23 protein-coding genes and 2 pseudogenes are annotated in these 23629 nt (G+C 63.0%); 15 read left to right on the forward strand and 10 right to left on the reverse strand.

All coding sequences use genetic code 11. The features are described 5' to 3' along the window. Positions 1 to 8: 8 nt before the first annotated feature. From AC1POX_RS10550 to AC1POX_RS10580, 7 genes are all read right to left on the reverse strand, one after another. Positions 9 to 2018: a chemotaxis protein CheA gene (locus AC1POX_RS10550; RefSeq protein ID WP_008577777.1), complete on the reverse strand. Its 2010-nt coding sequence runs from the start codon at positions 2016 to 2018 to the stop codon at positions 9 to 11. Between the two features lie 33 nt (positions 2019 to 2051). Continuing rightward, on the reverse strand, positions 2052 to 2417 hold the full coding sequence (locus tag AC1POX_RS10555) for a response regulator (protein ID WP_002806565.1): 366 nt from the start codon (positions 2415 to 2417) through the stop codon (positions 2052 to 2054). Continuing rightward, complete coding sequence (locus AC1POX_RS10560) at positions 2414 to 2722, reverse strand: STAS domain-containing protein (protein WP_003489692.1); 309 nt, start codon at positions 2720 to 2722, stop codon at positions 2414 to 2416. The genes AC1POX_RS10555 and AC1POX_RS10560 overlap by 4 nt, the downstream gene beginning before the upstream one ends. A gap of 102 nt (positions 2723 to 2824) precedes the next feature. Further along, positions 2825 to 4099, reverse strand: coding sequence for a chemotaxis protein CheW (locus AC1POX_RS10565; RefSeq protein ID WP_057680728.1), 1275 nt, complete (start codon positions 4097 to 4099; stop codon positions 2825 to 2827). Continuing rightward, complete coding sequence (locus tag AC1POX_RS10570; RefSeq protein ID WP_011347246.1) at positions 4096 to 4878, reverse strand: ParA family protein; 783 nt, start codon at positions 4876 to 4878, stop codon at positions 4096 to 4098. Before AC1POX_RS10570 ends, AC1POX_RS10565 begins: the two co-directional genes overlap by 4 nt. A 1-nt stretch (position 4879) precedes the next feature. Continuing rightward, positions 4880 to 5854: a flagellar motor protein MotD gene (gene motD, locus AC1POX_RS10575; RefSeq protein WP_011347247.1), complete on the reverse strand. Its 975-nt coding sequence runs from the start codon at positions 5852 to 5854 to the stop codon at positions 4880 to 4882. Between the two features lie 6 nt (positions 5855 to 5860). Then, positions 5861 to 6601 (reverse strand): flagellar motor protein, encoded by a 741-nt coding sequence (locus tag AC1POX_RS10580; protein ID WP_008576379.1) that lies wholly within the window; start codon positions 6599 to 6601, stop codon positions 5861 to 5863. A gap of 807 nt (positions 6602 to 7408) precedes the next feature. Here AC1POX_RS10580 and AC1POX_RS10585 point away from each other — a divergent pair. The 15 genes and pseudogenes from AC1POX_RS10585 to AC1POX_RS10655 all read left to right on the forward strand — a co-directional run. Continuing rightward, a pseudogene (locus AC1POX_RS10585) lies at positions 7409 to 9454 on the forward strand (TonB-dependent receptor); the annotation flags it as partial. A gap of 65 nt (positions 9455 to 9519) precedes the next feature. Further along, positions 9520 to 10622, forward strand: a protein-coding gene (locus AC1POX_RS10590) for an IS3 family transposase (RefSeq protein WP_126952755.1) whose coding sequence is annotated in 2 segments (ribosomal slippage) — positions 9520 to 9778 and positions 9778 to 10622 — 1104 coding nt in all. Because the reading frame shifts where the segments join, the coding sequence is not laid out codon by codon here. Between the two features lie 154 nt (positions 10623 to 10776). Beyond that, positions 10777 to 11418 (forward strand): hypothetical protein, encoded by a 642-nt coding sequence (locus AC1POX_RS10595; protein WP_372357118.1) that lies wholly within the window; start codon positions 10777 to 10779, stop codon positions 11416 to 11418. A 529-nt stretch (positions 11419 to 11947) separates the two neighbouring features. After that, a complete protein-coding gene (locus AC1POX_RS10600) occupies positions 11948 to 12220 on the forward strand; it encodes a hypothetical protein (protein ID WP_372357119.1) in 273 nt (90 codons plus the stop codon). Further along, entirely contained in the window at positions 12217 to 12663 is a 447-nt protein-coding gene (locus AC1POX_RS10605; protein WP_372357120.1) for a SymE family type I addiction module toxin, read from the forward strand. Before AC1POX_RS10600 ends, AC1POX_RS10605 begins: the two co-directional genes overlap by 4 nt. Positions 12664 to 12719: 56 nt before the next feature. After that, entirely contained in the window at positions 12720 to 13337 is a 618-nt protein-coding gene (locus AC1POX_RS10610) for a hypothetical protein (RefSeq protein ID WP_014090097.1), read from the forward strand. 173 nt (positions 13338 to 13510) lie between these two features. After that, entirely contained in the window at positions 13511 to 14149 is a 639-nt protein-coding gene (locus tag AC1POX_RS10615; RefSeq protein ID WP_209262020.1) for a hypothetical protein, read from the forward strand. Positions 14150 to 14345: 196 nt separating this feature from the next. Then, positions 14346 to 14849: a hypothetical protein gene (locus AC1POX_RS10620; RefSeq protein ID WP_029819334.1), complete on the forward strand. Its 504-nt coding sequence runs from the start codon at positions 14346 to 14348 to the stop codon at positions 14847 to 14849. Between the two features lie 440 nt (positions 14850 to 15289). After that, complete coding sequence (locus AC1POX_RS10625) at positions 15290 to 16201, forward strand: CPBP family intramembrane glutamic endopeptidase (RefSeq protein WP_029819335.1); 912 nt, start codon at positions 15290 to 15292, stop codon at positions 16199 to 16201. A gap of 34 nt (positions 16202 to 16235) precedes the next feature. Next, positions 16236 to 16524, forward strand: a pseudogene (locus AC1POX_RS10630) (SymE family type I addiction module toxin). 86 nt (positions 16525 to 16610) lie between these two features. Then, positions 16611 to 17240, forward strand: a complete 630-nt coding sequence (locus AC1POX_RS10635; RefSeq protein WP_372357160.1) for a hypothetical protein — start codon at positions 16611 to 16613, stop codon at positions 17238 to 17240. 14 nt (positions 17241 to 17254) lie between these two features. After that, on the forward strand, positions 17255 to 18721 hold the full coding sequence (locus AC1POX_RS10640) for an XVIPCD domain-containing protein (protein ID WP_372357121.1): 1467 nt from the start codon (positions 17255 to 17257) through the stop codon (positions 18719 to 18721). 210 nt (positions 18722 to 18931) lie between these two features. Beyond that, positions 18932 to 19267: a hypothetical protein gene (locus AC1POX_RS10645; RefSeq protein ID WP_338339274.1), complete on the forward strand. Its 336-nt coding sequence runs from the start codon at positions 18932 to 18934 to the stop codon at positions 19265 to 19267. Between the two features lie 144 nt (positions 19268 to 19411). Then, positions 19412 to 19825 (forward strand): hypothetical protein, encoded by a 414-nt coding sequence (locus tag AC1POX_RS10650; protein WP_029819338.1) that lies wholly within the window; start codon positions 19412 to 19414, stop codon positions 19823 to 19825. A gap of 3 nt (positions 19826 to 19828) precedes the next feature. After that, a complete protein-coding gene (locus AC1POX_RS10655) occupies positions 19829 to 20695 on the forward strand; it encodes a DUF6973 domain-containing protein (RefSeq protein ID WP_051370111.1) in 867 nt (288 codons plus the stop codon). A 244-nt stretch (positions 20696 to 20939) separates the two neighbouring features. Here the strand turns inward: AC1POX_RS10655 and AC1POX_RS10660 are convergent, their stop codons facing one another. From AC1POX_RS10660 to cheY, 3 genes are read right to left on the reverse strand one after another with little or no spacing between them, the layout of a single operon-like run. Beyond that, positions 20940 to 22598, reverse strand: a complete 1659-nt coding sequence (locus AC1POX_RS10660; RefSeq protein WP_029819341.1) for a chemotaxis protein CheA — start codon at positions 22596 to 22598, stop codon at positions 20940 to 20942. Between the two features lie 2 nt (positions 22599 to 22600). Further along, a complete protein-coding gene (locus tag AC1POX_RS10665; RefSeq protein ID WP_005918195.1) occupies positions 22601 to 23227 on the reverse strand; it encodes a protein phosphatase CheZ in 627 nt (208 codons plus the stop codon). Next, positions 23227 to 23619 carry a chemotaxis response regulator CheY gene (cheY, locus tag AC1POX_RS10670; protein WP_002813536.1) on the reverse strand — a complete coding sequence of 131 codons (393 nt, stop codon included), beginning with the start codon at positions 23617 to 23619 and terminating at the stop codon, positions 23227 to 23229. The genes AC1POX_RS10665 and cheY overlap by 1 nt, the downstream gene beginning before the upstream one ends. Positions 23620 to 23629 lie beyond the last annotated feature (10 nt).

Here is a 23629-nt window from a genome sequence, read left to right on the forward strand (position 1 = left end):
CGAGTGCATTACGCGGCTTGCGGTACCTTGAGCGAGCGCACCAGGCCACCGATGTCCACGATCAGCGAGACCCGCCCATCGCCGAGGATGGTGGCGCCGGAAACGCCCGGAATCCGCCGGTAATTGTTCTCGATGTTCTTGACCACCACCTGCTGCTGGCCAAGCAATTCGTCCACTTCCAGCGCGATCTTCTGGCCGTCGCCTTCGACCACCACCACCAGCGATTCCTTGGAGGACTGTTGCCCGCCGAAGCCGTAGTAATTGGTGAGCGAGAGGATCGGCAGATATTCGCCACGCACCCGCAGTACCCGACCGTCGCCGGCCATCGCGCGGACGTCTTCCGGTGCCGGCTGCAGGGCTTCGAGCACGTAGGACAGCGGCAGGATCAGGGTTTCGCCGGCGACCGAAACGGTCATGCCGTCCAGAATGGCCAGGGTCAGCGGCAGACGGATCAACACGCGGGTACCGCTGCCGGCGTTGCTTTCCAGCTGCACTTCGCCACCCAGGCCCTGGATGTTGCGGCGGACCACGTCCATGCCCACGCCACGACCGGACAGGTCGGTCACCGCATCGGCGGTGGAGAAGCCCGGTGCGAAGATCAAGTCCCACACCTGCGCATCGGTCGGGTTGTCCGGCACGGCGATGCCGCGTTCGGCCGCTTTTTCCAGGATCTTGGCGCGATTGAGACCGCGGCCGTCGTCGCTGACTTCGATCACGATGTGGCCACCCTGGTGCGATGCCGCCAGGGTAATCGTGCCGGTTTCGTCCTTGCCGGAGGCGCGGCGCGCATCGGGCATTTCCAGGCCGTGGTCGATCGAGTTGCGCACCAGGTGCACCAACGGATCGGCAATCTTTTCGATCAGGCCCTTGTCCAGCTCGGTGCTTTCGCCAATGGTGCGCAGGCGCACTTGCTTGCCGAGGCGGCTGGAGAGGTCGCGGACCAGGCGCGGGAAGCGGCGGAACACCGCATCCACCGGCAGCATGCGCACGCCGATGACCGCTTCCTGCAGATCGCGGGTATTGCGCTCGAGCAGATCCAGGCCGGCGAACAGCTGTTCGGCATGCGCCGGATCCAGGCCGGTGGAGACCTGCTTGAGCATGGCCTGGGTGATCACCAGTTCGCCGACCAGGTTGATCAATGCATCGACCTTGTCGACGCTGACGCGGATCGAGCTTTCGGCTTCGGCAGCGGCGGCCTTGGCCGGTGTCGCCGCGGCGGCAGCAGGTTCGGCAGCGGCGCCCGGTGCAGCGGCAACGGCTGCAACCGGTGCGGCCGCCGGAGCGTCCACGGCCAGGCTCGGCGGCGGGCCGGGCACGGCCATCGGGCGGATGTCCAGTTCGCAGTCGTCCACCACCCAGGCAAAGGTGTCTTCGATCTTGCTGCGCGGAATCTTGCCGATCAGGCCCAGGTCCCACGCCAGATACGCTTCCAGCGGATCGATGTTTTCAAAACCCGGCATGCGCTCCAAACGCGCGGCGATCTGCAGCGGGCCCAGGTGTTCGAGCTCGCGGATGATGCGCAGCGGGTCGTTGCCGCTCATGAACAGCGACGGCGCCGGCGTGAAACCGATGTGCCAGGCTTCGGGTTCTTCTTCCTTGGGCTTGGCGACCGCCGCGGCGGCCGGCGCTTCGCCAGCGAGCACGGCATTCAACCGGGTGTGCACGGCCTTGACCGCAGCCGGATCGGCCGGGGTGCCGTGTTCGGCTTCGCGCAACAGGGCGCGCAGCACATCGACCGAGCCAAGCATGGCATCGACCGCATTGGGTTCGAGCTGGCGCTTGTTGGAGCGCAGCTCGTCCAGCAGCGTCTCCAGCACGTGGGTCAGCCCTGCGACGGCGTCGAAACCGAAGGTGGCAGCGCCGCCCTTGATCGAGTGCGCGGCGCGGAACACCGAGTTGATGATTTCCGGGTCGCGGTTGCCTTCTTCAAGCGACAGCAGCCCGGCCTCCATCGCGTCGAGCCCTTCACGGCTTTCCTCGAAAAAGGTGGCGTGAAAACGTTGCAGGTCCATGCTCATGGGCGTGAAATCCGAAGCTGAAGCGAGGAGGGTTTAACCGAGAACTTTCTGCACGGTGGCGATCAGCTGTTCTGGGTTGAACGGCTTGACCAGCCAACCGGTGGCGCCGGCTGCCTTGCCTTCGGATTTCTTGTCGGCCGCCGACTCGGTGGTGAGCATGAGCATCGGGGTGAACTTGTAGTCCGGCAGCTGGCGCAGCTCGCGGATCAGCGAGATGCCGTCCATGTTGGGCATGTTCACGTCGGTGACCACCGCATTGAAGCGCTGGCCCTTCGCGCGGCCCAGCGCAACGGCGCCGTCTTCGGCTTCTTCGACGGCAAAGCCGGCAGAGGTGAGGGCGAAAGAGACCATCTGGCGCATCGACGCCGAATCGTCCACCACCAAGATACGTGCGCTCATGCGGCGTTCTCCACAGATTTCAGGTTGTCATTGGATGCGGGGAGTCCGAGCGCGTCGGTGACGCCGAGCAGACGCGCTGCATCCCTAAAAGTGTCGTTGCAGCCATCGAATTCGGTGTGCAGGCCGGCCTGGCGGCGGCTCTGCACAAAGGCGCAGAGCAACTGCACGCTGGCGGTGTGGATGCGTCGGACTTCACCGGCATCAAGCACCAGGTCGCCGTCCTGGGTGAGGAATCCGGCAAGCTTTTGCTTGAGGTCGGCGCTGGTCTCGATGCCGAGATCCTCACCCAATGTCACTGTGCTCATTGTTGCTCCGAACGGATGGTTCTATGCGTACTAACGGCGGGGGGCGGAAAAGCTTTAACGGTGAATCGTTGTGCGTGCAGGTGCGAGCAAGCTAGGCGCGCATCAATGCAGCAGATGGGTGGCATCGAGCAGGATCATCGGCTGATGGCCCAGACGTGCGACACCGCGGAACAGGTTGTTGTAGATGCGGCACAGCCGGGCGTTGTCCGGCGGCTCGATCTGCTGATCGGTGAGGCTGGTGACGTCTTCCACGGCCGACACGCGCAGGCCCATGGTTTCGCCGTTTTCTTCCAGCACCACCACGCGGGTCTGCAGGTCCATGTCCACCGGCGAAGAGCCCAGGTGGATGCCCAGATCGATCACCGGGACCACCTGGCCCCGCAGGTTCATGATGCCCAGCATGGCGCTGGGCGTGCCGCGCAGCGGCAGCAGCGGCACCGGCAGCACCACTTCCTGCACCTTGAGCAATTCCAGCGCATAGGTCTGCTCGCCGCAGCGCAGACGCAGCCAGCGGGTGCTGCGTTCGCTGGCGCGGCGTTCGGCATGGATCTTGTCGGCCTGGCCGGGTGCCAGCAGTGCCTGCAGCCCGGTCGGTGCCGGCGCGCGTGCCGGCGCCGGTGCCGCACGGGGGGCCGGGGCGGGCGCCGGTGCCGGGGCGGGTGCAGGCACCGCGACCGGTGCGGCCTCCAGCCCGAAGGCCGGGTCGGCATCCATTTCTGCCAGCAGATCGGCGGCGATCAGGTCCACTGCAGTGGGCGCGGTTCCGAACGCCGGATCGGCATCCATTTCGGCCAGGAAGTCGGCGGCGATGTCGGCGGCGCTGGGCGCGGCCTTGGCCGGCGGGGCGAATGCCGGGTCGGCGTCCATTTCGGCCAGGAAGTCGGCAGCGATGTCGGCGGCGCTGGGTGCGGCGTTGACCGGCGGTGCGAACGCCGGGTCGGCGTCCATTTCGGCCAGGAAGTCGGCAGCGATGTCGGCGGCGCTGGGCGCGGCCTTGACCGGCGGTGCGAAGGCCGGGTCGGCGTCCATTTCGGCCAGGAAGTCGGCGGCAATGTCGGCAGCGCTGGGCGCGGCCTTGACCGGCGGTGCGAACGCCGGGTCGGCGTCCATTTCTGCCAGGAAATCGGCGGCGATCGCATCGGCGCTGCGCGCTGCGGCAATCGCGTTGGAGGTGGCAGCTTCGGAGACGGTAGCGGCTTCGGGAAGTGCGGCCGTCTCGACCGGCGGCTCGGCCAGCGCAAGATCTGCATGCGCAAGTGCCGGCGTTTCGACCGTGGCTGCGGTGGCCGCAGGTGGGGCAACGCTCTCCACGCCCGCATCGTGCAGCAGGCCTTCCAGATAATCGTCCAATTCACCGTTGGCGGTGGGGTTGCTCATGCGGCTTGCTCCATACGCATCGCGTCATCGGCCAGCACCCATTCCAGCGCGCGGCGATACGCGGACAGGCCGCGGCCCGGATAGTCGCCGCCAACGGCGGGCACGGTCAGGGCGGCGGCGTTGCAGATTCGGGTGTCCACCGGCACCGCGTCTTCCCAGACGACCGGGCCGTAGGTGGCCTGCATTTCCTTCAGCGTTTCGGTGCCGGCGCGGGTGCGGCGGTCGAACAGCGTAGGCAGGATCGACACCGGCAGCTCGCGCCGGCGCGAGCGCTGCACCATGTCGGCGGTGCGCACCATGCTGGCCAGGCCATGCAGGGCAAGCGGCTCGGCCTGGGTCGGCACCACCACGCGGTCGCAGGCGGCCAGTGCGTTGATCATCAGCAGGCCCAGGGTTGGCGGGCAGTCCAGCAGGATGTAGTCGTGCTGGCCGGCATGCCGGGTCATGGCGTTCTGCAGCGCCAGGCCCAGGCCGGGCTGGTTGGCGCTGCGGCGTTCCAGCGTGGCCAATGCGGCTTGCGCGCACACATACGACAGGCCCGGAATGCTGCTTTCATGCGCCAGGCTGGCCAGGTCGCTTGGCGGAGTGCCGAACAGGTCCAGCACCCCGCGCGGCGGCGGGTCGATCGCCACGCCGAAGGCGCGGGTGAGCGAGGAGTGCGGATCGAGGTCGATCAACAAGACGCGGTGGCCGAGCGCGGCCAGGCCGCGACCCAATGCCAGCGTCGTGGTGGTCTTGCCGACGCCGCCCTTTTGGTTGGCGATTGCCCAGATACGCATGTCACTGCACTCCTTGAATTACGGCGGGGACGGAACTTGTGCCGCTTTCGGTGGTGACGGCCGTTTGGCCGCCGTCAGACTTGGGAAGCTTGGGCGCCCCGGCGGCGGTCGCATTTAATTGCGATGGCGGATCGGGTGCGAGTGAGCCAGCCGAGTCAGCGAGGATGATCAACACCACACGCCGGTTCGCATTCCGTCCCGCCTCAGTGCTGTTATCGGCACGTGCGCGGAATTCTCCATAGCCCACCATCGCCAATCGTTGCGGGGCGATGCCGTCGTCGGCGAACAGGTGCACCACGCTTGCCGCACGCGCCGCAGACAGCTCCCAGTTGGAGGGGAATTGCGCCGTGGCGATGGGCTGGTTATCGGTATAGCCCTCCACGCGCACGCCATTGGGCGCATCGCGCAGCACCGAGGCCAGCGTGGACAACGTCCCGCGGGCGCCGCCGGCCAGGGTGGCCGAGCCGGTGCCGAACAGGATGTCGCTGTTGATCTCCACCTCGATCCACAGATCGTTGCGGCGGATGGTGATCAGTTGCTTGTCGATCAGCGGGGCCAGCGTCTTGCTCAGCTGTTGCTCCACTGCATCCATCTGCCGCTGTGCGCGCGCCAGTTGCGCCTGGTTGCGCAGCGATACCGGCATGCGCATCTGCGCGGCCATCGACGGCAGCAGGGTGGGGTCGGTCGGGCCATTGGAGGCCGCCATCGGCGCGCCGGCCTTGATCACGGATGGGCGGTCGTAATCGGCGCCCAGGGTCTGGGTCTTGCCCAGCTGCACCGGGCTGGCCTTGTTCGACGAGCCACCAAAGGCGCTGGTCAGCGCTTGCGCCATGACCTTGTATTTGCCTTCGTTGAGCGAAGAGATGGCGTACATCACCACGAAGAACGCCAGCAGCAGCGTCATCAGATCGGCATACGGAATCGCCCACGCTTCGTGGTTGCCATGTTCTTCGTGGTGTTTGCGACGACGGGCCATAACGCGCTAATGCAAGTAGCCTGCCAATTTCGATTCGATGTTGCGCGGGTTCTCGCCCTGGGCGATGGCGATCAGGCCTTCGATCGCCATTTCGCGCTCATTGGTGCTGCAATGGATCACGCTCTTGAGCTTGGCGGCGACCGGCAGGAACAGCAGGTTGGCCGAGGCGATGCCATAGATGGTGGCGGTGAAGGCTGCCGCGATGCCATGCCCGAGCATGGCCGGGTCGGCCAGGTTCTTCATCACCGCCATCAGGCCCAGTACCGCGCCGATGATGCCCAGGGTGGGCGCATAGATGCCCATGCCCTCGAATACCTTGGCCGCGGCAAGATCCTGACGCTCCTGGTTGTCCACTTCGATTTCCAGCATGTGGCGCATGGATTCGGGCTCCACGCCATCGACCAGCATCTGCAGGCCTTTGCGCAGGAAGGCATCGTCCTGACGCGGCAACTGGTCTTCCAGGCCCAGCAGGCCCTGGCGACGGGCGATATTGCTCCACTCGACGATACGCGCCACCAACTGCGGGCGATCGCTGGCCGGCGGCTGGATCACCCAGCGCAGGATCTTGAACGCGCGCCGGAAAACCGCCGGCGAGGTATGCAGCAGGATCGCCGCCACCGTGCCGACGATGACGATCACGAAGGCAGCCGGCGACCACAGCGACGAAATGCCGGCACCTTTCAACACGCTGCCGCCCACGATCGCCACGATCGCCAGCACCAGTCCGATTACGCTGAGTCTGTCCATGCATGCGGTATCGGCCCAGGCCCGGCGGACTTGATAGATGCGCCCGGTTGGCGCGCCAGAAAGTTGTCGTTCTGGGGGATGGGTCTGCGAATTGCCGACGTCGTTGCGGGCAATCGCGCGGGCGGGGACCGGTTCCCCGGTCGTAGAAGGTTGCGATGAACTCAGTGGTGCCGCAGGTCAGCCCATGCGTTACCGAGGCGGACACAGGAAGACACGACCGACGCGGCACTAAAGCCCCTCTCCCGCCGGGAGAGGGGTTGGGGTGAGGGTACGTCCAGGCGCAGCTTTCGGTCCCCGGCTTCGGTGAGGGGCGCGAGCGCGGCCGGGAACCGTCTCTTCGACTCTGCAACATTTTTGATAACTCGCCATCACCGCACGTCCCTGTAATGGCGATAGCCGGCAAGCGACGTGCTGTGGCCATGGGCAAGAGGTGCCGACACGCAGGTCGACCCAGCTTCTTGCTGAGCTCGGTGAGTGATGGAACGCGCGCAGGCGCCTCGGTAAGCCGCTTGCGCCTGGTTGCGGGCGAGGGCGCTTGCGGGCCGCGATCGAGCGGTTGCTGCAGCAGGCAAGCTGTAGCGTGTCGCGTGCAAGCGTGGCGAGCCCGGCCGCAATCGTGGCGCTTGCAAGGCCGCCGGCCTGCTGCGCGGCAGAATGCGTTGGCGCATGGGCTGTGCTACTTAGTTTGCACGGCATTAGAACGATCTAATCGCATCCGCGCAGAAGAGGGGAGAAGACCAGGAAAACCGGGCGCCGCAACGGTGCCGGATGTTTTTGCGTTACTTCGCGTGGCGTTTTTTTCGGTCGTTGGATCGATACAAAGCCGCCGAGGCCGATCACCATTGGGAGAGCACGACCGAAATGAACTGCACGCCATTCGCACGCAACCGCAGCACGCTGTACGCCGGTATCGCCATCGCCTTGTTCGCGAGCGCCGCCTCCACCACTGTCTCCGCCCAGCAGGCCGACGGCACGCCGGCGCCCACGGGCCAGGCCGCGATGCAGGCCACGGACCTGGACGCAGTGACGGTGACCGGCTACCGCTACGCGATCGAAAAAAGTCTGGAGCAAAAGCGCAACGCCAACGCCGTGGTCGATGTCATCACCGCCGAGGACGTGGGCAAGTTCCCTGACAAGAACGTGGCCGATGCGCTGCAGCGCGTGCCCGGCGTGGTGATCAGCCGCGACGGTGGCGAGGGGAAGAACGTCAGCGTGCGCGGTTTGTCCTCGGAGCTGGTGCTGACCGAATTGAACGGCAACTACATCGCCACCGCCGAATCCAACGGCGACCCCACGCGCTCGTTCAACTACACGCTGCTGCCGTCGAACCTGCTGGGCAGCGCGGAGCTGTACAAGACCTCGGAAGCGCGCATCGACGAAGGCGGCATCGGCGGCACGGTGATCCTGCAGACGCGGCGCCCGCTGGAACTGGAGCCAAATTCCGGCTTCGTTTCCGCCGAGGGCACCTGGTCCGATACCAGCAAGAAGACGGACGGCCAGTTCTCCGGTTCGTACTCCTGGCACGACAAGGACAACCGCTTCGGTGTCTTCGTTGGCTACACGCAGCAAAAGCGCACCGCACGCACGCTCGATGCCAGTACCGAGAGTTGGCAGTGGTACGGCCGCGACGAAGTCGGCCCGGCGGTCGACGTGAATGGAAATCCGTCGGACTTCAACGCCAACTGGTGGGGCGGCACCGGTTTCTGGAACCAGGACGGCAATTACTCCACCGGTTTCATGATGCCGACGGCGGTCAGCCTGGACGCCAAGCGCGAGGAGCGCGAGCGCAAGGGCGGGCAACTGACCCTGCAGTTCAAGCCCACCGACGACCTGACCCTGACCGCGAACTACTTCCGCTTTGACCTGTCGCAGAATTCGCAGACCAATACCATCAAGATTCCCGAGTGGAACATTGCCCGCTATTACGGCGACGGCAACTGGCGCGGCGGGCGCCTGCTCGACGGGCTGCAGTTCGATCCCAGCGGCACGATTGTCACTGGCGCCGCCTACAGCCTGCGTCCGGGCAAGACCTACTACTGCAGCGAGGCGCAGGCCGCCGCGGCCGGCCTGCCGCCGGGCGGCTGGGGCTCGGACGACTGCACGGTGCCGACGCCGCAGATCACCGGCAGCTACAACATCGAGAAATCGCAGTCGCAGACGGTGGACCTGGGCGGCGAATGGCGTGGCGAGCAGGTGGACGTGGCGTTCAAGGTTGGCCGCACCTGGGCCAAGGGCGGGCCGGAGCTGCAGTTTTCCTTACCGATCAAGCCGCGCCTGCAGAACGCCGACGGCAGCTGGAGCAACGGCAATTTCGCCAGCGCCTGGGACCTGACCGGCACCCCAAGCATGACCTTCTCGCCGGAGCTGATGCAAAACCTGCGCGACGGCATCCTACAGGTCGACCTGGGCTCGACCGGCTCGTCCTGGACCCGCAACACCAATCAGCAGCAGTACGCGCAGATCGATACCACCTGGCATTTCGATGGCGAGGTCGTCGACTCGCTGCAGTTTGGCCTCAAGCGTCGCGACGGCGGCATCCACCGCAATACCGGCAACAACTACTGGGTGTGCCCAGGCACCGACCCGGGCGACTACGACAACCGCTACTGGAACGGGCGCTGCAATGCCATCGCCACCCAGTTCTCGCCGGGCCTGCTGTTCGCGCAGGACAACCTGGCCGGTGGCGTCAACGCCAGCGCGTTCCCGGCGATCAACTTCCCGGGCTACATCGGCTACTTGAACCAGACCTACGGCGCGATGCAGACCCGCAACGAAGACAACTTCGTCTACAACGTCGACGAGGAGATCTACTCCAGCTACCTGCAACTCAACTTCCACACCGAGCGGCCGCGACGCCCCCCCGATTTTGAGTAGCACCTCAGTTTGGAGTCCAATTCCCTAACTCGAGGAGATTGGACGTGAAGAAGCGTTTTTCTGAAGAACAGATCATCGGCTTCCTGCGCGAAGCTGATGCCGGTGTGGCGATCAAGGACCTGTGCCGGCGGCATGGCTTCAGCGAGGCTTCCTATTATCTGTGGCGCAGCAAGTTCGGCGGGATGAGCGTGCCCGATGCCAAGCGGCTCAAGGACCTTGAGTCCGAGAACGCGCGGCTGAAGAAGTTGCTGGCCGAGCAGCTGTTCGAGAACGACCTGATCAAGGATGCACTGCGAAAAAAGTGGTGAGCGCACCGGCGCGTCGCATGCTGGTGCGCGAGTGGATCGGGCGTGGTGCCAGCGAGCGTCGTGCGTTGGCAGTGATCGGCATGAGCGCCAGTGCGCTGCGATATTGCCCGCGCGAAGATCGCAACGTCGCACTGCGCGAACGCATCTGTGCGTTGGCGCATCGCCATCGCCGTTATGGTGTGGGGATGATCTATCTCAAATTACGACAGGAAGGACGCATCGTGAACTACAAGCGTGTGGAGCGGTTGTACCGCGAGCAGCAGCTGCAGGTCCGGCGCCGCAAGCGCAAAAAGGTGCTGATAGGAGAGCGTCAGCCGCTGCTGCGGCCATCGCAGGCCAATCAGGTGTGGTCGATGGATTTCGTGTTCGACCGCAGCGCCGAAGGCCGAGTGATCAAGTGTCTGGTGATCGTGGACGATGCAACCCACGAAGCGATCGCCATCGAGGTGGAGCGCGCAATCTCGGGCCATGGCGTGACACGCGTGCTGGATCGGCTGGCGCACAGTCGCGGCTTGCCACAGGTGATCCGCACAGATAACGGCAAGGAGTTTTGCGGCAAAGCGATGGTGGCCTGGGCACATGCGCGTGGCGTGCAGTTACGGCTGATCCAGCCTGGCAAGCCAAACCAGAACGCCTACGTCGAATCGTTCAATGGCCGGCTGCGCGACGAATGCCTCAACGAGCACTGGTTCCCAACCCTGCTGCATGCGCGTACCGAGATCGAACGCTGGCGACGCGAATACAACGAGGAGCGACCCAAGAAGGCCATTGGCGGCATGACGCCATCTGCGTATGCCCAACAGCTGGCCAACACCGATATCATCAACCCCGGACTCTAAACCCGGCCGCTACTCAGAGCGGGGGGACGTCGACCGTAGACTTGAACATCGCCATTCGTTCGTTCTGTTTCGAGTGGTTCACGACATACAGAATTCCATGATAGGTCTACACAAGATCAACGGATCGACCACGGAATGGTGGGCAGAAAATAGCGTGAAACAACTGGATGTCGTTGTGGGTTTTGCGATTGAAGCAGTAAGGATTCTTGAGGCTAGAAAAGACGTTGTCTACACGAAGCTGCGGCGCAAGGAAAAAGATCACCACCGAGACGTTTATGACCTCATTGCAGAACTGATGTTTGAAATTGTGTTCCAGGCGTCATCTGTCAGGGCGCCGAAGAACCTATGCTGGGCGGTGCAGCATAATAATGTATGGGGGAAGTTCTTTGGCTCGTTTGCTCCGGACGGGCCGGCGACCAAGATCGTGAAGCACAAGCTGCGGCGATTGATCTACAACGACATCGCCCGGATGAGCGAGTGGCCAAACTTCAAAGGTGCCAGTTTACTTGGCATAACGTTGAACGTGATGGGCCTACGCCACCACGGCACCGACTACGAAAAGTCCGCGAGAGCCTTACATAAAGCGGTTTTAAGCTGGACCAGGAAGCACTACGCTCGAATCGCCGCAGAAAGCCCGCGAGTTGCTGCGGATTGCCTGGTAGACGGGGTGACGTATGAGCCGGACGGGCCGCGCCTTGTGAAGCTTGGCATCCAGATTCTTGATCATCCGCCCTCACGCACAGTCTTGGAGCTTGACCCATCCCCTGAAGGGGATCCATCGAGGGCTATTGCCTAGCAAGGTTCAATGCGAGATTTCAATCGGCATGGCGTTCGGTAGATGTGCATTCGAAATAACGGTTCCAGGTTCACTTCCACTGCAGCCTGGCAGTCGCCAAACCACGCGCCTATGCCTGAAACGCGGCAGTATGGGCGCGACGCTCCCGCGCTCGCATCGGACCGTGAAGGGTCAGGTGCACTTGTCAGGCGAGGGCGCTCGGCTTGCGTGGCCCGTATGGAACTGCTTCATCGGCGCACACAGCCGCGCGAGACCCGCCAGCGTGTATTGACACACCAGACCGTGCACTTGCAATCTACGGCCAAGGAGCGTCGAAACTCCTCTCATAGCGGTACCCACCTCCGTCAAACCGGTGGGTTTTTTGTGCCTGCATCCTGCAGGTACAAGCCGACGCGATGCCTGCGTCGGGAGGGCGGCTAATACAACACCCGCAAGGGGAATACGCCCGCCGGCTATGAGCGGTTTCGAACCTCCCGACATCCCGTCGCCGTTGGCGGCGGTTCTTGGGTTGTTCCAGGAGGGCGTTGCCATGTCTATCGCACCATCCATGCCGGCTTCGGTGCCGGGTTATCTGTTGCCAGCTTCCGCCCACAGCTTTCTGAGCGAAGTAGGCGAAGTACTGCGCCGGCTGGCCGCACGCGCGGCCGTTGATCAGGCCAGCGACGATCTTGCGCAGCAGTTGCTCAACCAGCCCGGCGTGTTGTCGCAGGCTTTGCATAGCCTTTCTGCACGCATCGACGTGGCGTTGCAGCAGTGCGTCGCTGCACCCAGCGCTACCCGCCGTCAATCGGAGGCGCCATGACACGCCACCGCCCACCCACCACATCTGCCAGCACGCGGCCCACCCGCACGCGTGCGCGCCCCACGCCGCCCAAGCGGGTGCAGTGGGTCGTTGTGGAACCCGACCGCACCAAGCTGCCACCGATGCTGCCACCCGACCCGGACGCCTCGCCGCAAGGCCCCGGCACGCTGCGCGCACCCCGCCGCGCCCGCCGCCCGCGCCAATGCACGGTCAGCTACACCCATTACCCCGGCGCCCACGACCACGCCGGCGACCAGCACGTGCCCCACGTCCGCCTCAGCGGCTTGTGGCTGGAACAACTGGGCTTCGCCATCGGCACCAAGCTGCGCATCACCGCCAGCGCGGGGCAGTTGTTGATGGAGGTGTTACCGCCGGCGGAGGCGCCGGCCAGGGGCGCACAGCGTGCGGCGATGATGGTGCGGGTGACAGAGACCTGCGATTGACCTCAGTGCCGCATGCCACTAGCGTCGCAGCGACATCAGCGCACTACGGACGCTTCATGATCGCGCGCCCTCTCTACGCCTTGCTCGCCACCCTGGCTCTGGGAGCTTGCGCCCACGCGGCGGGCGGCGCAGCTCCGGCAACCGTCACGGAGACATCCGCCATGAATTCATCCAGTCCTACCACTGTGCCGCCCAACAAGCCCATTGCGGAAGGCTTGCTTGGTCAGCTGCTTGTGTTGATCAAGGGCAGCCAGAACATCTCCGACTTCACTCCCGAGCGTCTGAATTCCACGATGGGGCAGGTGGTTCAGTTCGTGAAAGGCGACGAACGCCGATATCGGGCCTTCGGCCCGCTCACTAGGGATTGGAGTTATGGATTTGGAGTCGATGAAACCAAGCTTGATGGCAGATGGTTCGAATTCCGCTTCGATCGCAATGTGGCCGGTGCATCGCCTGCGATGACCGAAATTTGTCGCCTAGACTTTGATCGCTTTACCCAGCAGCTTGAGCAGATGGGATTTGCGCGTGAGCGCAACATCGTCGAAGACGGGCGCTGGATGAGTGATTTCTTTACGCGCCCAGGAATGCGAGTAGAGGTCTTTCCGCGAGGTGAGGCTGCGGGACCGCAAGCGTTGGTAGCGCACAAATGCGTCGAATGGGTCTACATCCGTTAAGTCCAAGGAGCGGACATGTCACTCAGTCCTGATGCTTTGAAAGTTTTGAATGATTTCGGCAATGAGCCTGGAGTTACCAAGTGTCACGTCGATCACTGCCAGAAGCCTTGCGATTGACCTCAGCGCCCGATGCCACTAGCGTCGCAGCCACACCAGCGCACAACGGACGCTTCATGATCGCGCGCCCCCTCTACGCCTTGCTCGCCGCCTTCGCCCTGGGCGCATGCGCCCACACGGCGGCCACCCCAGCCCCGGCAACCGTCACGGAGACATCGGCCATGCGTTCCTCATCCGAATCCGCAGTCACTCCCGCTGGCAGTGAGCCCAGTGGGCCGATACGAACGGCAGAGGATGCGCTCACCCGCATGCTTGCATTGATTCAAGCTATTGACGGACTGGACGATCTGACACCTGACTACCTGCAGTCCAAAATGGGGGTCCCGGTGACGCGTGCGGCAGCTGATCCCAAGCGTTACGGCGCCAGTGCTCCGCTTACCAGTGAGTGGGGTTACAGCTTTGGCATGGACCAGACGCCTACTGCAGGGCGCTGGTTCGAGTTCACTTTTATTCCAGCGCAAGCGGGTGCTTCCCCATCCATGACGGAGATCTGCGGGATCGATTTCGATACGTTTACCAAGAAGCTGGAAAACATCGGGTTTGTACGTCAACGCAACATGGTGGAAGACGGGCGATGGATGAGTGATTTCTTCAGCCGCCCAGGCATGCGCGTGGAGGTGTTTCCACGAGGTGAGGCTGATGCACCGCAGGAGCGGGTGGAGCACCACTGCGTTGAATGGATCTACATTCGTTAATCCAAGGGACGGTCATACCATTGAGTCCACAGGCGCAAGCGATTGTTGACGACTTCGGGCGCCAGCTAGGCGTTTATCTTCGCGCCATGCAGCAGGTTGGATTGATTGGCTTCGAGGAATCGTCATTCGAGACAATAGTGGATGCCGTGTACCAATACGGCATGCGTACCATTACAGCTTAAATAGGAAGTCAGCTATGAACTGTGACATCCCGCTGCACTTGGCCAATGGGAAAACATACTTAAGTATTTTTGGCCCATTCGTGTTCGCTCTGGCTTTCGTTGCGTTTCTCTACTTTGCTGGCAAGGCCCCGACACCGCTGAAGAAGGGGGCTCTTGTGATCGTTGTCTTGGCCAATGTAGCGATAGCCGGTTTCTTGGTCTGGCAAGCTAGGAGCGCACGCGTGAGCATCAGTGGGAATGCCCTCATGCTGCGGGCCGGGACGGATAGTGTCGTTGTGCCATTGGGCGCCTTGCGTTGGGACGAAGCAGCAGACGCTAGCGCTATGCGCTTTCCCTTCCGTAAGGCGGGGACCGGCCTTCCCGGGATGCACGTCGGTTGGTTCCGTCGAGAGGGAGGCGGCGATGCCTTCCTGCTGCGCTCTTCGGAGCCCGCTACGCTTATCCCAACCACTAAGCAATTCGATGTGGTCATTCCTACCACAGCTTACGAACAAGCGCGCAAATGCGTTTATAAATAACGGTTCCAGGTGCACTTCTTTCGTCATCCGCACCTAAAAGAAACAGTGCGTCCATCGCCGGTGTGCGCAAGGGCCGCGGGGCCGGCTACGGCGTTCTACAAAACCTTGTTTCAATCGAACCATCCGGCGATGCGGCCTGGAGCCGGAACTTGCTGAAGAAGTGAACCTGGAACCGTTATCTGGAACCGCTATTTGTCGGTGTACTGAAGCCTTGTCCTTCGCTTCGTCCGCAACACTGCTGCTGCTTGGGTAGCTGTCTGTGTTTCATCGAACATATGAAACCGCCACCCAAAGCGGACACCACGGGCGACGACTCAGCGCCATTTTGTCGGCGATCCGGGTGATTCATCGGCCGCTTCTGTGGCTTGGTCGCAAACGGGTTGCCACGCCCCCGCGCGGATGGCAACTTGCAGCGGCGATCACGTCGAGCTAGAGCCCCCATGCCCCCCGTTGCCCTGTATTCGCCCGATCCGGCCCGCGGCTGGCTGCCCTGGGCCTGGCTGACGCCGATCCTGATGATCCTGTTCAACGCGGTACCGGTGATCGCGCTGGACGGGTGGATGCAGTCGCAGCATTGGTCGACGCCGCGCGGCGATCCGATCGGCCTCGCTGGCTTGTATGCGCTGCTGTGGATCGGCTTCGCGCCGACGCTGGCGGCCGTACTCGCCTGGGTACGCTTCGTCGAAGGGCGCTCGCTGGCGAGTATCGGGCTGACCGGTCCGGCGCCGCTGAAGACCTTCCTGCGCGGACTGGCCGTTGGATTCGGCACGATCGCGCTGGTCGCAGTCGCGATCTGGATGGCTGGCGGCATGCAGGCGGCGGGCTTGGGGCAGGCCTGGCGTTCGCCCATCAGTCTGCTGCACATCGGTCTGCTGCTATTGAGTTTCATGTTCCAGGCGAGCGTGGAGGAAGTCATCTTCCGCGGCTGGATGCTGTCGGTGGTGGCGCGCAAGACCAATGTCGCGGTGGCAGTGCTGCTGGTGTCGCTTGTTTTCTGCTTCCTGCATTTCAGTCCGCACCAGCCGCCCCGGGTCATGCTCGGCAAGTTCCTGTTCTCGCTGTTCGCCTGCGCCTGGGCGCTGCGGACCGGCAATATCTGGGGCGTGATGGGCTGGCACGCGGGGTGGAACTGGTTGCTCGCGACCGGCTTCGAACTGCCCGTCACCGGCATCAATGTGCACTTGCCGGCGCTGCTGGTGGCGCTGCGCCCGCAAGGCCTCGACACCCTGACCGGTGGCGCGGAAGGGCCGGAAGGCAGTTACCTGTGCAGCGTCTTCTTCGTCGCCGCGATCGCGTGGATCCAGTGGCGAACGACGCGCGGAGCTCAGAACTTCTCGCAGACCAGCAGATAACGCCACTGCCCGGGCGGCATCGCCCCTGCCACCGATGCTGCCGCCCGACCCGGACGCCTCCCCGCAAGGCCCCGGCACGCTACCCGCACCCCCCCGCGGCGCCGCCCGCGCCAATGGACCGTCAGCTACACACATTACCCCGGCGCGCACGACCACGGCGGCGACCAGCACGTGCCCCATGTCCGCCTCAGCGGCCTATGGCTGGAACAACTGGCTTTGCCATCGGCACCAAGCTGCGCATCACCGCGAGCGCGGGGCAATTGCTGATGGAGGTGTTACCGCCGGTGGAGGTGCCGGCCAAGGCGCGCAACGTGCGGCGATGATGCTGCAACTGCCAGAGACCTTGCGATTGACCTCGGTACCCGATGCCACTAGCGTCGCATCCACACCAGCGCACAACGGACGCTTCATGATCGCGCGCCCCCTCTACGCCTTGCTCGCCATCTTCGCCCTGGGCGCATGCGCCCACACAGCAGCCACCCCAGCCCCGGCAACCGTCACGGAGACATCTGCCATGCGTTCCTCAGCCGATCGCGTACCTGCAGATCCTTCCAAAGGTGGACCACGTACCGCGCAGGAAGCATTGGAGCGGGTACTGGAGCTGATTCGCACAAGCACCAGTATTGAATCGTTCACTGCCGACCATGTGTCTCGAGCAATGGGCCAGTCGGTACAGCATCGCGATGATGGTTCCGGGCGGTTCGGTGCCAGCGGAGTGCTGACCCGAAACTGGAACTACGGGTTTGGTGTCAACAAAACCGAAGTAAAGGGAGCATGGTTCGAGTTCCTGTTCCTGCCTAATCCGCCAGAAGCGTCTCCGACTATGTCGGATATCTGCCAGATCGACTTCGAGGCATTTGCGGCGCACCTCGAGAAAATGGGTTTTTCGCGGCAGCGCAATCTTGTCGAAGATGGGCGATGGATGAGCGATATTTTTCAACGCCCAGGGATGCGCGTAGAGCTCTTCCCGCGTGGCGAGGCTGACGAACCTTTAGCGCGCACTACTCATCAGTGCGTCGAGTGGGTTCAGATTCGCTAGTCCAAGGAGCGGGCATGTTGAGCCAAGAAGCAAGTGCCGTGGTGGCGTCATTTGGTCAGCAACCAGGTGTCACACGTGAGCATCTGGACAACTTCAACCGGGTCCTGAACGATTCGCCCGAGTTGACCCGCCAGATCAACGAGGCGGTGCAGAAAAAGGTGCTGAAAGGCTTCGCGCCGTTAAGCGATCCGCATGCGGGAGGCACCTATGATCCACGCGATCAGGAAATTCACCTGCCGCTTGCAGCGCTGGTGAATGATGCCAACGGCAAGCATGCAGCAGCAGGCGATTTGACTTTCGTCTTGGGACATGAAGTTCAGCATAGCCTTTACAGTCCCGCTGCTGCGCTTGCGCGGGAACAATTCAAAACAGAGGCAATAAAAATTGCCCGTAGCACGCATGATTACACTGCTGCTGGCGAGAAGGTGCTGGCCAGTAACCGTGCGGACGAAGCAACGGCCGAAATAGCCGGATGGAACGCTATCGTGAGCGCGGTCAAGAGTCGTAATCCTAATCCTACGCTTGAAGATGTTTACCTGTTTGCGGATGGTCGGGCCAGAGATTTCGTCACGCGCAGCGGTTATCCAAGCATCTATACGCCCAAGGCAAACCTGACGTTCAATAGCGACCTGACGTTGTCGCCCACGGCGGATAATGTCGAGGCAATGGGAGCGAATTACTTCGACAAGTCGGTCAAGGACACCCGTATCGGTCATGCGGGCCAGTCCGACTACGTCAACCATTACGGTCCTTGGGTGGTCGGCACAGCCGCCATCTACGAGCGACACTACAACAAGTCAAAGCCCGGCGAGCCGGAGCAGCCAATGATCCTGGACATGCAACGCCTGGGATTCAATGAAGAAATTTTGGAGCACAACGGCATTGACCTGGGCAGCGACACCCGTCCCATGCCATACCTGGACAGTAGTAAGCAGCCGCCAACCCCTGGGCTCTTCCAGCACAGCAAGGACACTCACCTGCACGTCTCGCCGATTTCTGCTCAGGCGCTGGAGCAGGAGCTGCGAGAGCGCGACCCACAATCGCCACGGTCCCCGGCGCAGACGCCTTCACAGCCAGGCCACCCAGACCACGCGCTTTACCAGCAGATCAAGGGTGGCGTGACGCAGCTAGACGCCCTGCATGGCAGGGAGTGGGATGCATCAAGCCAGCGCATGACCGCCAGCCTGCTTGCGCTGGCAAAAGAGGAAGGATTGTCGCGGGTGGACCATGTGGTGCTCAATAACCCAACACCGCAGCTAGCCGCCGGCGAAAGGGTCTTCGTCGTGCAGGGCGCTCTGAATGACCCAGCTCACCAGCGTGCCCATATGTCGATCATGGACGCCGTGCAGACACCAGAGACCCAGTCGTTCGATCGCCTGCAGGCAATCAACCAGACTCAGGCCCAGGCGCGCGAGCAGCAGCAGGCGCTGGAGCAATCGCAGCAAGCCGTTACCCAGGCTGGCCCGTCGATGACGCGATGAGATGTTATACATCACCGGTACGCTGGCACTCACAGCGGCGAAGGCTGGAGTGTGTCCGTGAGCGTAAGGGTACTTAACTGCATACTGGTCTTGCTCCTGGTTACAACAGGTTGCACCTCGATATTTGCCGAGACTAGTGCCCATGAGCTGCACGATCTCTCACTCTGTGCAGAGTCCCGGGACTGGGAGAGCGCAGGTGTAAACCGGGCATTGAAAATCACGCCGCAGATCATCGAAGATGAAAATGGGCGCTCATATCACTTTGACCTTGGTGGGAGAGACGGATTGCGCTACCTGGATGCCAGTTGTGGATTCGGTGCCTATGCTGAGTGCAACTTTGAGGTTGCGTCTTCGAACGGCAGAGGTTTTGGATTTTCCGAAGTTTCGACATTCAGTCTTTGGGAGCGTGACCGAGAGTTTTATCTCGTCTACCGTGTCGTTGCCCCAAAGGCGGAGTCTGAAAGAGACCTGCGAAGAGTCGTCAAGGTGGATGAGCCACCTGTGGAGATATGCAATCAGATCGGCGACTACTCAAATCTGATGTAAACGGCCGTCGCAACGTCAAAGGTCTTCTCAGCAGCTTGGGGCTTGGACATTTGGCAAAGAAGGAATCGCCACTTTTGCAAAGATGCGTACACTGCGTCCTTCTGGTAGAAACTCTCCCTCTACCGCAGGAAGGAGCCGCGTCATATGCCATTCGCTATCTTCCGCCCCCACGTTTCGGCAGTGGCCACAGTGGTCGTTGCCGCCTTTGCAGGATGCGCCATGACTGAGCCGCCGATTTCAAAGAAGCAGTTCTCCGAGCATGTTCTGACGCTGTTGGCCGGCAAGGACTCGGCTGTGGTTGAGGCCGGGACGCTGACTGATTTCGCCTGGAAGACGTTGTGCTTCGAGCGCGACGACAGTTTGTTGCTCAAGTTCGATCAGGGCGGGGAGACATCCGTGCTGCCGCTGCCTTATGAAGAGTTCTTCGTGGATGAGGCACATGTGGCCAATTCCCTTGAGGATAGCTGTGTGACGCCATCCGATCGCATCCTGATCAAGAAGAAGTATCCGGGCTATCAAGGGCCTATCGAGTTTCAGAAGGCAGCGCAGGGAGGCTGAGCCATGGTCGATATCACCGATCCGAAGGGCGCCAAGCGTGAGATCGAGCAGGAAGCGTATCGGCACTACGAACAGTTGAGCGGCATCACCTTGGCAAAGCGTCCCGATGGGACGTTCCAGTCGCAGGGGCACAACGATCAGCTCGATGCCTTTCGGCATGCGTATACCAGCGGCCGTGTCACCCAGCTCGCGTTAGGGCAACAGTGGATTGCACGTAAGTTCGGGGATGAGGCCGAGATTGGGCCGGCCCATCCAAATGATCCTTACGAACATCGGATGGACTTGTGGAACAACGAAGCCGGCCGCCGGCTCGGCGATCAGACCTCCGGGCAGGATGCGCTTGCGCGTCAGGCATATGAAGCGCTGCGTCACGGTGATCTGGCGACCGGTTTGAACGATCCACGCCTCAGGCAATTGTTTCCTGATGATCCACGCCTGGCGCGCCCCCAGGGAGATCCAGAACGGGACCTTGTGACCAGCAGCGATGTTGACCGGATCAACAAGGATGTGTCGCGCTTGCAGGACCAGGCGCATGACAGGTTCCCTGACACGCATCCGGATCGTGCGTATTTCAACACCCTGCGTGGACAGCTGCCGGCATCAGTTTCCGATACCAAAGTCGCCGAGGTGATGATTGCCGCAAAGCAGGCCGGTGTGGAACGGGTTGACCAGCTCGCCGGTGCCGTCCTGCGTGATGACCATATCTTTGTGGCTGGGAAGACGCCAGGATTTCGTGTGCAGGTGGACGCAACGACGCCGGCACCCGATATGCGCCAGAGCCTCTACATGGCCGACCAGCAGAATGCCGTGCACGCCTACGACCAAGCGCAGTCGCAGGCCGCACAACAGGCGCCTGCGCCTGGACGTTAGCAACCAAATAACGGTTCCAGGTTCACTTCCACGTCGCCAAATCATCGCGCCCATGCCTGCGCGCGTAGCGGCATAGATCGGCAGCGATGCTGGTAGTGAAACGACAACGGCCGCAGTACGCGGCCGTTGTCATTAGATCAGGCAACCAGGATCGTCTTGACGATTCCCGATTCCCGATTCCCGATTCCCGATTCCCGATTCTCCCAATCCCGATTCCCGATTCCCGATTCCCGAATCCCCAACCTCAATGATCGCTGGAGCGCAATCCATCCACATCCAGGATCAGCGCCATGCGGCCGTCGCCGATCAGGGTGGCGCCGGCGTAGCCGGGCAGGCCGCGCAGGGCGCGAGGGAGTGGTTTGATCACCACTTCCTCGCGGCCGCGGACCTGGTCCACCACCAGGCCGAAGCGGGTTTCGCCGGCCTGCAGCAACACTACGGTCAGCAGCGGCGGTTGTTCGGCCGGTACGCCCAGCCAGCGGCGCAGGTCGATCAGGGGCAGGGTGTGCGAGCGGCGGTCGAGGACGGCGCGGCCGTCGAACCAGCCCAGCGAGGTTTGCGGTGCATGCAGCACTTCCACCACGCGCGCCAGCGGCAATGCGTAGACCGCTTCGCCGGCCTGCACCAGCAGGGTCGGCAGAATCGCCAGGGTCAACGGCACGCGGATCATGAAGCGGCTGCCGCGGCCCAGTTCAGACTGGATCTGGATCTGCCCGCTGAGTTCGCGGATACGCGACTGCACCACGTCCATGCCGACACCGCGGCCGGAGATGTCGGTGACTTCCACCTTGGTCGAGAAGCCCGGCATGAAGATCAGATGCAAGCACTCGTCGGTGCTCAGACGCGCGGCGGCTTCGGCGTCGATCAGGCCCTTGTTGCGGGCGATTTCGCGCAGGCGCTCCGGGTCGATGCCGGCGCCGTCGTCCTGGATTTCGATGCTGACGTAGTCGCCTTCCTGCTGCGCCGACAGGCGCACATGGCCGCTGCGCGGTTTGCCGGTGGCTTCGCGCAGGGCAGGCGATTCGATGCCGTGGTCGATGGCGTTGCGCACCAGGTGCACCAACGGGTCGGCGAGGGCTTCGACCAGATTACGATCGAGCTCGGTTTCGGCGCCGATCAGTTCCAGCTCCACTTCCTTGGACAAGGTGCGCGCAACATCGCGGGCCACCTTGGGGAAGCGTGCGAACACCTTGCTCACCGGTTGCATGCGGGTGCGCATGACCGCGGTCTGCAGGCGTGCGGTGGCGATGTCCAGGGTGCTGACCGCGCGGTCCAGTTCTTCGTCGCGCAGGCGGGTGCGCAAGGTCTTCAGCCGGTTGCGCGAGAGCACAAGTTCGCCGATCAGGTTGACGATGGCGTCCAGGCGCTTGGTGTCCACGCGCACGGTCTGTTCGGCTTCGGCGCCGGTCTTGGCGGCGCCCTTGCCGGCCGCCTTGGGGGCGGGCGCATGCGCATCGTCGCCGTGTGCGGCGGCAGCCGGCTTGGCCGCGGCCGCCTGCGGCGCGGCCTTGACCGCCGGCGGGGCGCTCTTGGCGTCGAACTGCGCGATCAACGTGGCCGGTGCGTGCGGCACGGCTTCGCCCGAGCCCATGGCATCCAGCATGGCCTGCAGATAATCCAGCGATTGTTGCGCGGCATCGAAGTGATGCGCCTGCAGCACCGCCTGGCCCGAGCGCGCCATGCCCAGGGTTTCTTCAGCGGCGTGGCACAGCTCCACCATGGGCTTGATCGCCAGAAAGCCGGCGCCGCCCTTGAGCGTGTGGAAGCCGCGGAACACCGCGTTGAGCTGGTCGGCTTCTTCTGGCGCCTGTTCCAGCGAGACCAACTGTTCGCCGAGGCGATCCAGGATTTCCTGGGCCTCGACGATGAAATCGGCAGCAATATCGTCTGGAACAGCACTCATGGTTACAGCCCCAATCCGGACAGCAGGTCGTCGGCATCGTCCTGCGACACCGCGTGACGGTCCAGGCCCTTGACTGCAGGACCGGCAAGACCGCCGTCGTCTTTCTTCGGTTCGATGTTCTTCGGCGGCAGGCCGAGCGCACCGAAGCCTTCATGCACGCGCCGCACGATACCGGCCACGCGCCGGATGATCTGGCCGCTCAGGTCCTGGTAGCTCTGCGCCAGCGACAGCTCGGTCAGGTTGTGGCGCATCTTTTCCAGCAGCGCGCCCTGGTCCTGATTGAGCCCGCCGTTGCGCAGCTGGTTGGCTAGCTCGCGGCATTCTTCGACCAGATCCAGCGTGCGATGGCTGGCCTTTTCGGTCATTTCCACCACGTGGTCCAGACGCGAACAGGCATCGTCCAGTTCGCCGGCTTCTTCGGGGATGGTGGGCAGCTCGCCCAGCGCCTGGCCGAGTTCGCGGGCGAGCCGGCTCAGGCTCTGCATCATCGGGCGCGTGCGCAGGGCGGCGAGATGATCCACCTCGCGACGCCAGGCGACCTGGTCACCGCTTTCCAGTGCATCGAGTGCGTTCTGCAGGCGCTCGATCAACGCGGCACGTTCGGCATCGGTTTCCATGGTCGCGTTCATCAGGCGGTCGCCGCCAGACGTTCGAACACCTTGCCCAACTTTTCTTCCAGCGTCTGGGCGGTAAACGGCTTGATGATGTAGCCGTTCACGCCGCACTGGGCCGCTTCGATGATCTGCTCGCGCTTGGCTTCGGCGGTCACCATCATCACCGGCAGGTGCTTGAGCTTGGCGTCGGCGCGGATGTTGCGCAGCAGGTCGATGCCGGTCATGCCGGGCATGTTCCAGTCGGTGACCACGAAATCGAACGGGCCGGCACGCAACGCCGCCAGGGCGCTGTTGCCGTCTTCGGCCTCTGCGGTGTTGGTGAAGCCGAGATCGCCCAACAGATTCTTGACGATACGTCGCATCGTCGAGAAGTCGTCCACGATCAGGATCCGCATGTTCTTGTTCACATCAAGCTCC

Source organism: Xanthomonas sp. NCPPB 3442 (assembly GCF_056725145.1).

Excerpts from the sequence above, each read along its gene's own strand:
- AC1POX_RS10550 (WP_008577777.1), bottom strand. The coding sequence starts at position 2,018 with ATGAGCATGGACCTGCAACGTTTTCACGCCACCTTTTTCGAGGAAAGC.
- AC1POX_RS10555 (WP_002806565.1), bottom strand. The coding sequence starts at position 2,417 with ATGAGCGCACGTATCTTGGTGGTGGACGATTCGGCGTCGATGCGCCAG.
- AC1POX_RS10560 (WP_003489692.1), bottom strand. The coding sequence starts at position 2,722 with ATGAGCACAGTGACATTGGGTGAGGATCTCGGCATCGAGACCAGCGCC.
- AC1POX_RS10565 (WP_057680728.1), bottom strand. The coding sequence starts at position 4,099 with ATGAGCAACCCCACCGCCAACGGTGAATTGGACGATTATCTGGAAGGC.
- AC1POX_RS10570 (WP_011347246.1), bottom strand. The coding sequence starts at position 4,878 with ATGCGTATCTGGGCAATCGCCAACCAAAAGGGCGGCGTCGGCAAGACC.
- motD (WP_011347247.1), bottom strand. The coding sequence starts at position 5,854 with ATGGCCCGTCGTCGCAAACACCACGAAGAACATGGCAACCACGAAGCG.
- AC1POX_RS10580 (WP_008576379.1), bottom strand. The coding sequence starts at position 6,601 with ATGGACAGACTCAGCGTAATCGGACTGGTGCTGGCGATCGTGGCGATC.
- AC1POX_RS10600 (WP_372357119.1), top strand. The coding sequence starts at position 11,948 with ATGTCTATCGCACCATCCATGCCGGCTTCGGTGCCGGGTTATCTGTTG.
- AC1POX_RS10605 (WP_372357120.1), top strand. The coding sequence starts at position 12,217 with ATGACACGCCACCGCCCACCCACCACATCTGCCAGCACGCGGCCCACC.
- AC1POX_RS10610 (WP_014090097.1), top strand. The coding sequence starts at position 12,720 with ATGATCGCGCGCCCTCTCTACGCCTTGCTCGCCACCCTGGCTCTGGGA.
- AC1POX_RS10615 (WP_209262020.1), top strand. The coding sequence starts at position 13,511 with ATGATCGCGCGCCCCCTCTACGCCTTGCTCGCCGCCTTCGCCCTGGGC.
- AC1POX_RS10620 (WP_029819334.1), top strand. The coding sequence starts at position 14,346 with ATGAACTGTGACATCCCGCTGCACTTGGCCAATGGGAAAACATACTTA.
- AC1POX_RS10625 (WP_029819335.1), top strand. The coding sequence starts at position 15,290 with ATGCCCCCCGTTGCCCTGTATTCGCCCGATCCGGCCCGCGGCTGGCTG.
- AC1POX_RS10635 (WP_372357160.1), top strand. The coding sequence starts at position 16,611 with ATGATCGCGCGCCCCCTCTACGCCTTGCTCGCCATCTTCGCCCTGGGC.
- AC1POX_RS10640 (WP_372357121.1), top strand. The coding sequence starts at position 17,255 with ATGTTGAGCCAAGAAGCAAGTGCCGTGGTGGCGTCATTTGGTCAGCAA.
- AC1POX_RS10650 (WP_029819338.1), top strand. The coding sequence starts at position 19,412 with ATGCCATTCGCTATCTTCCGCCCCCACGTTTCGGCAGTGGCCACAGTG.
- AC1POX_RS10655 (WP_051370111.1), top strand. The coding sequence starts at position 19,829 with ATGGTCGATATCACCGATCCGAAGGGCGCCAAGCGTGAGATCGAGCAG.
- AC1POX_RS10660 (WP_029819341.1), bottom strand. The coding sequence starts at position 22,598 with ATGAGTGCTGTTCCAGACGATATTGCTGCCGATTTCATCGTCGAGGCC.
- AC1POX_RS10665 (WP_005918195.1), bottom strand. The coding sequence starts at position 23,227 with ATGAACGCGACCATGGAAACCGATGCCGAACGTGCCGCGTTGATCGAG.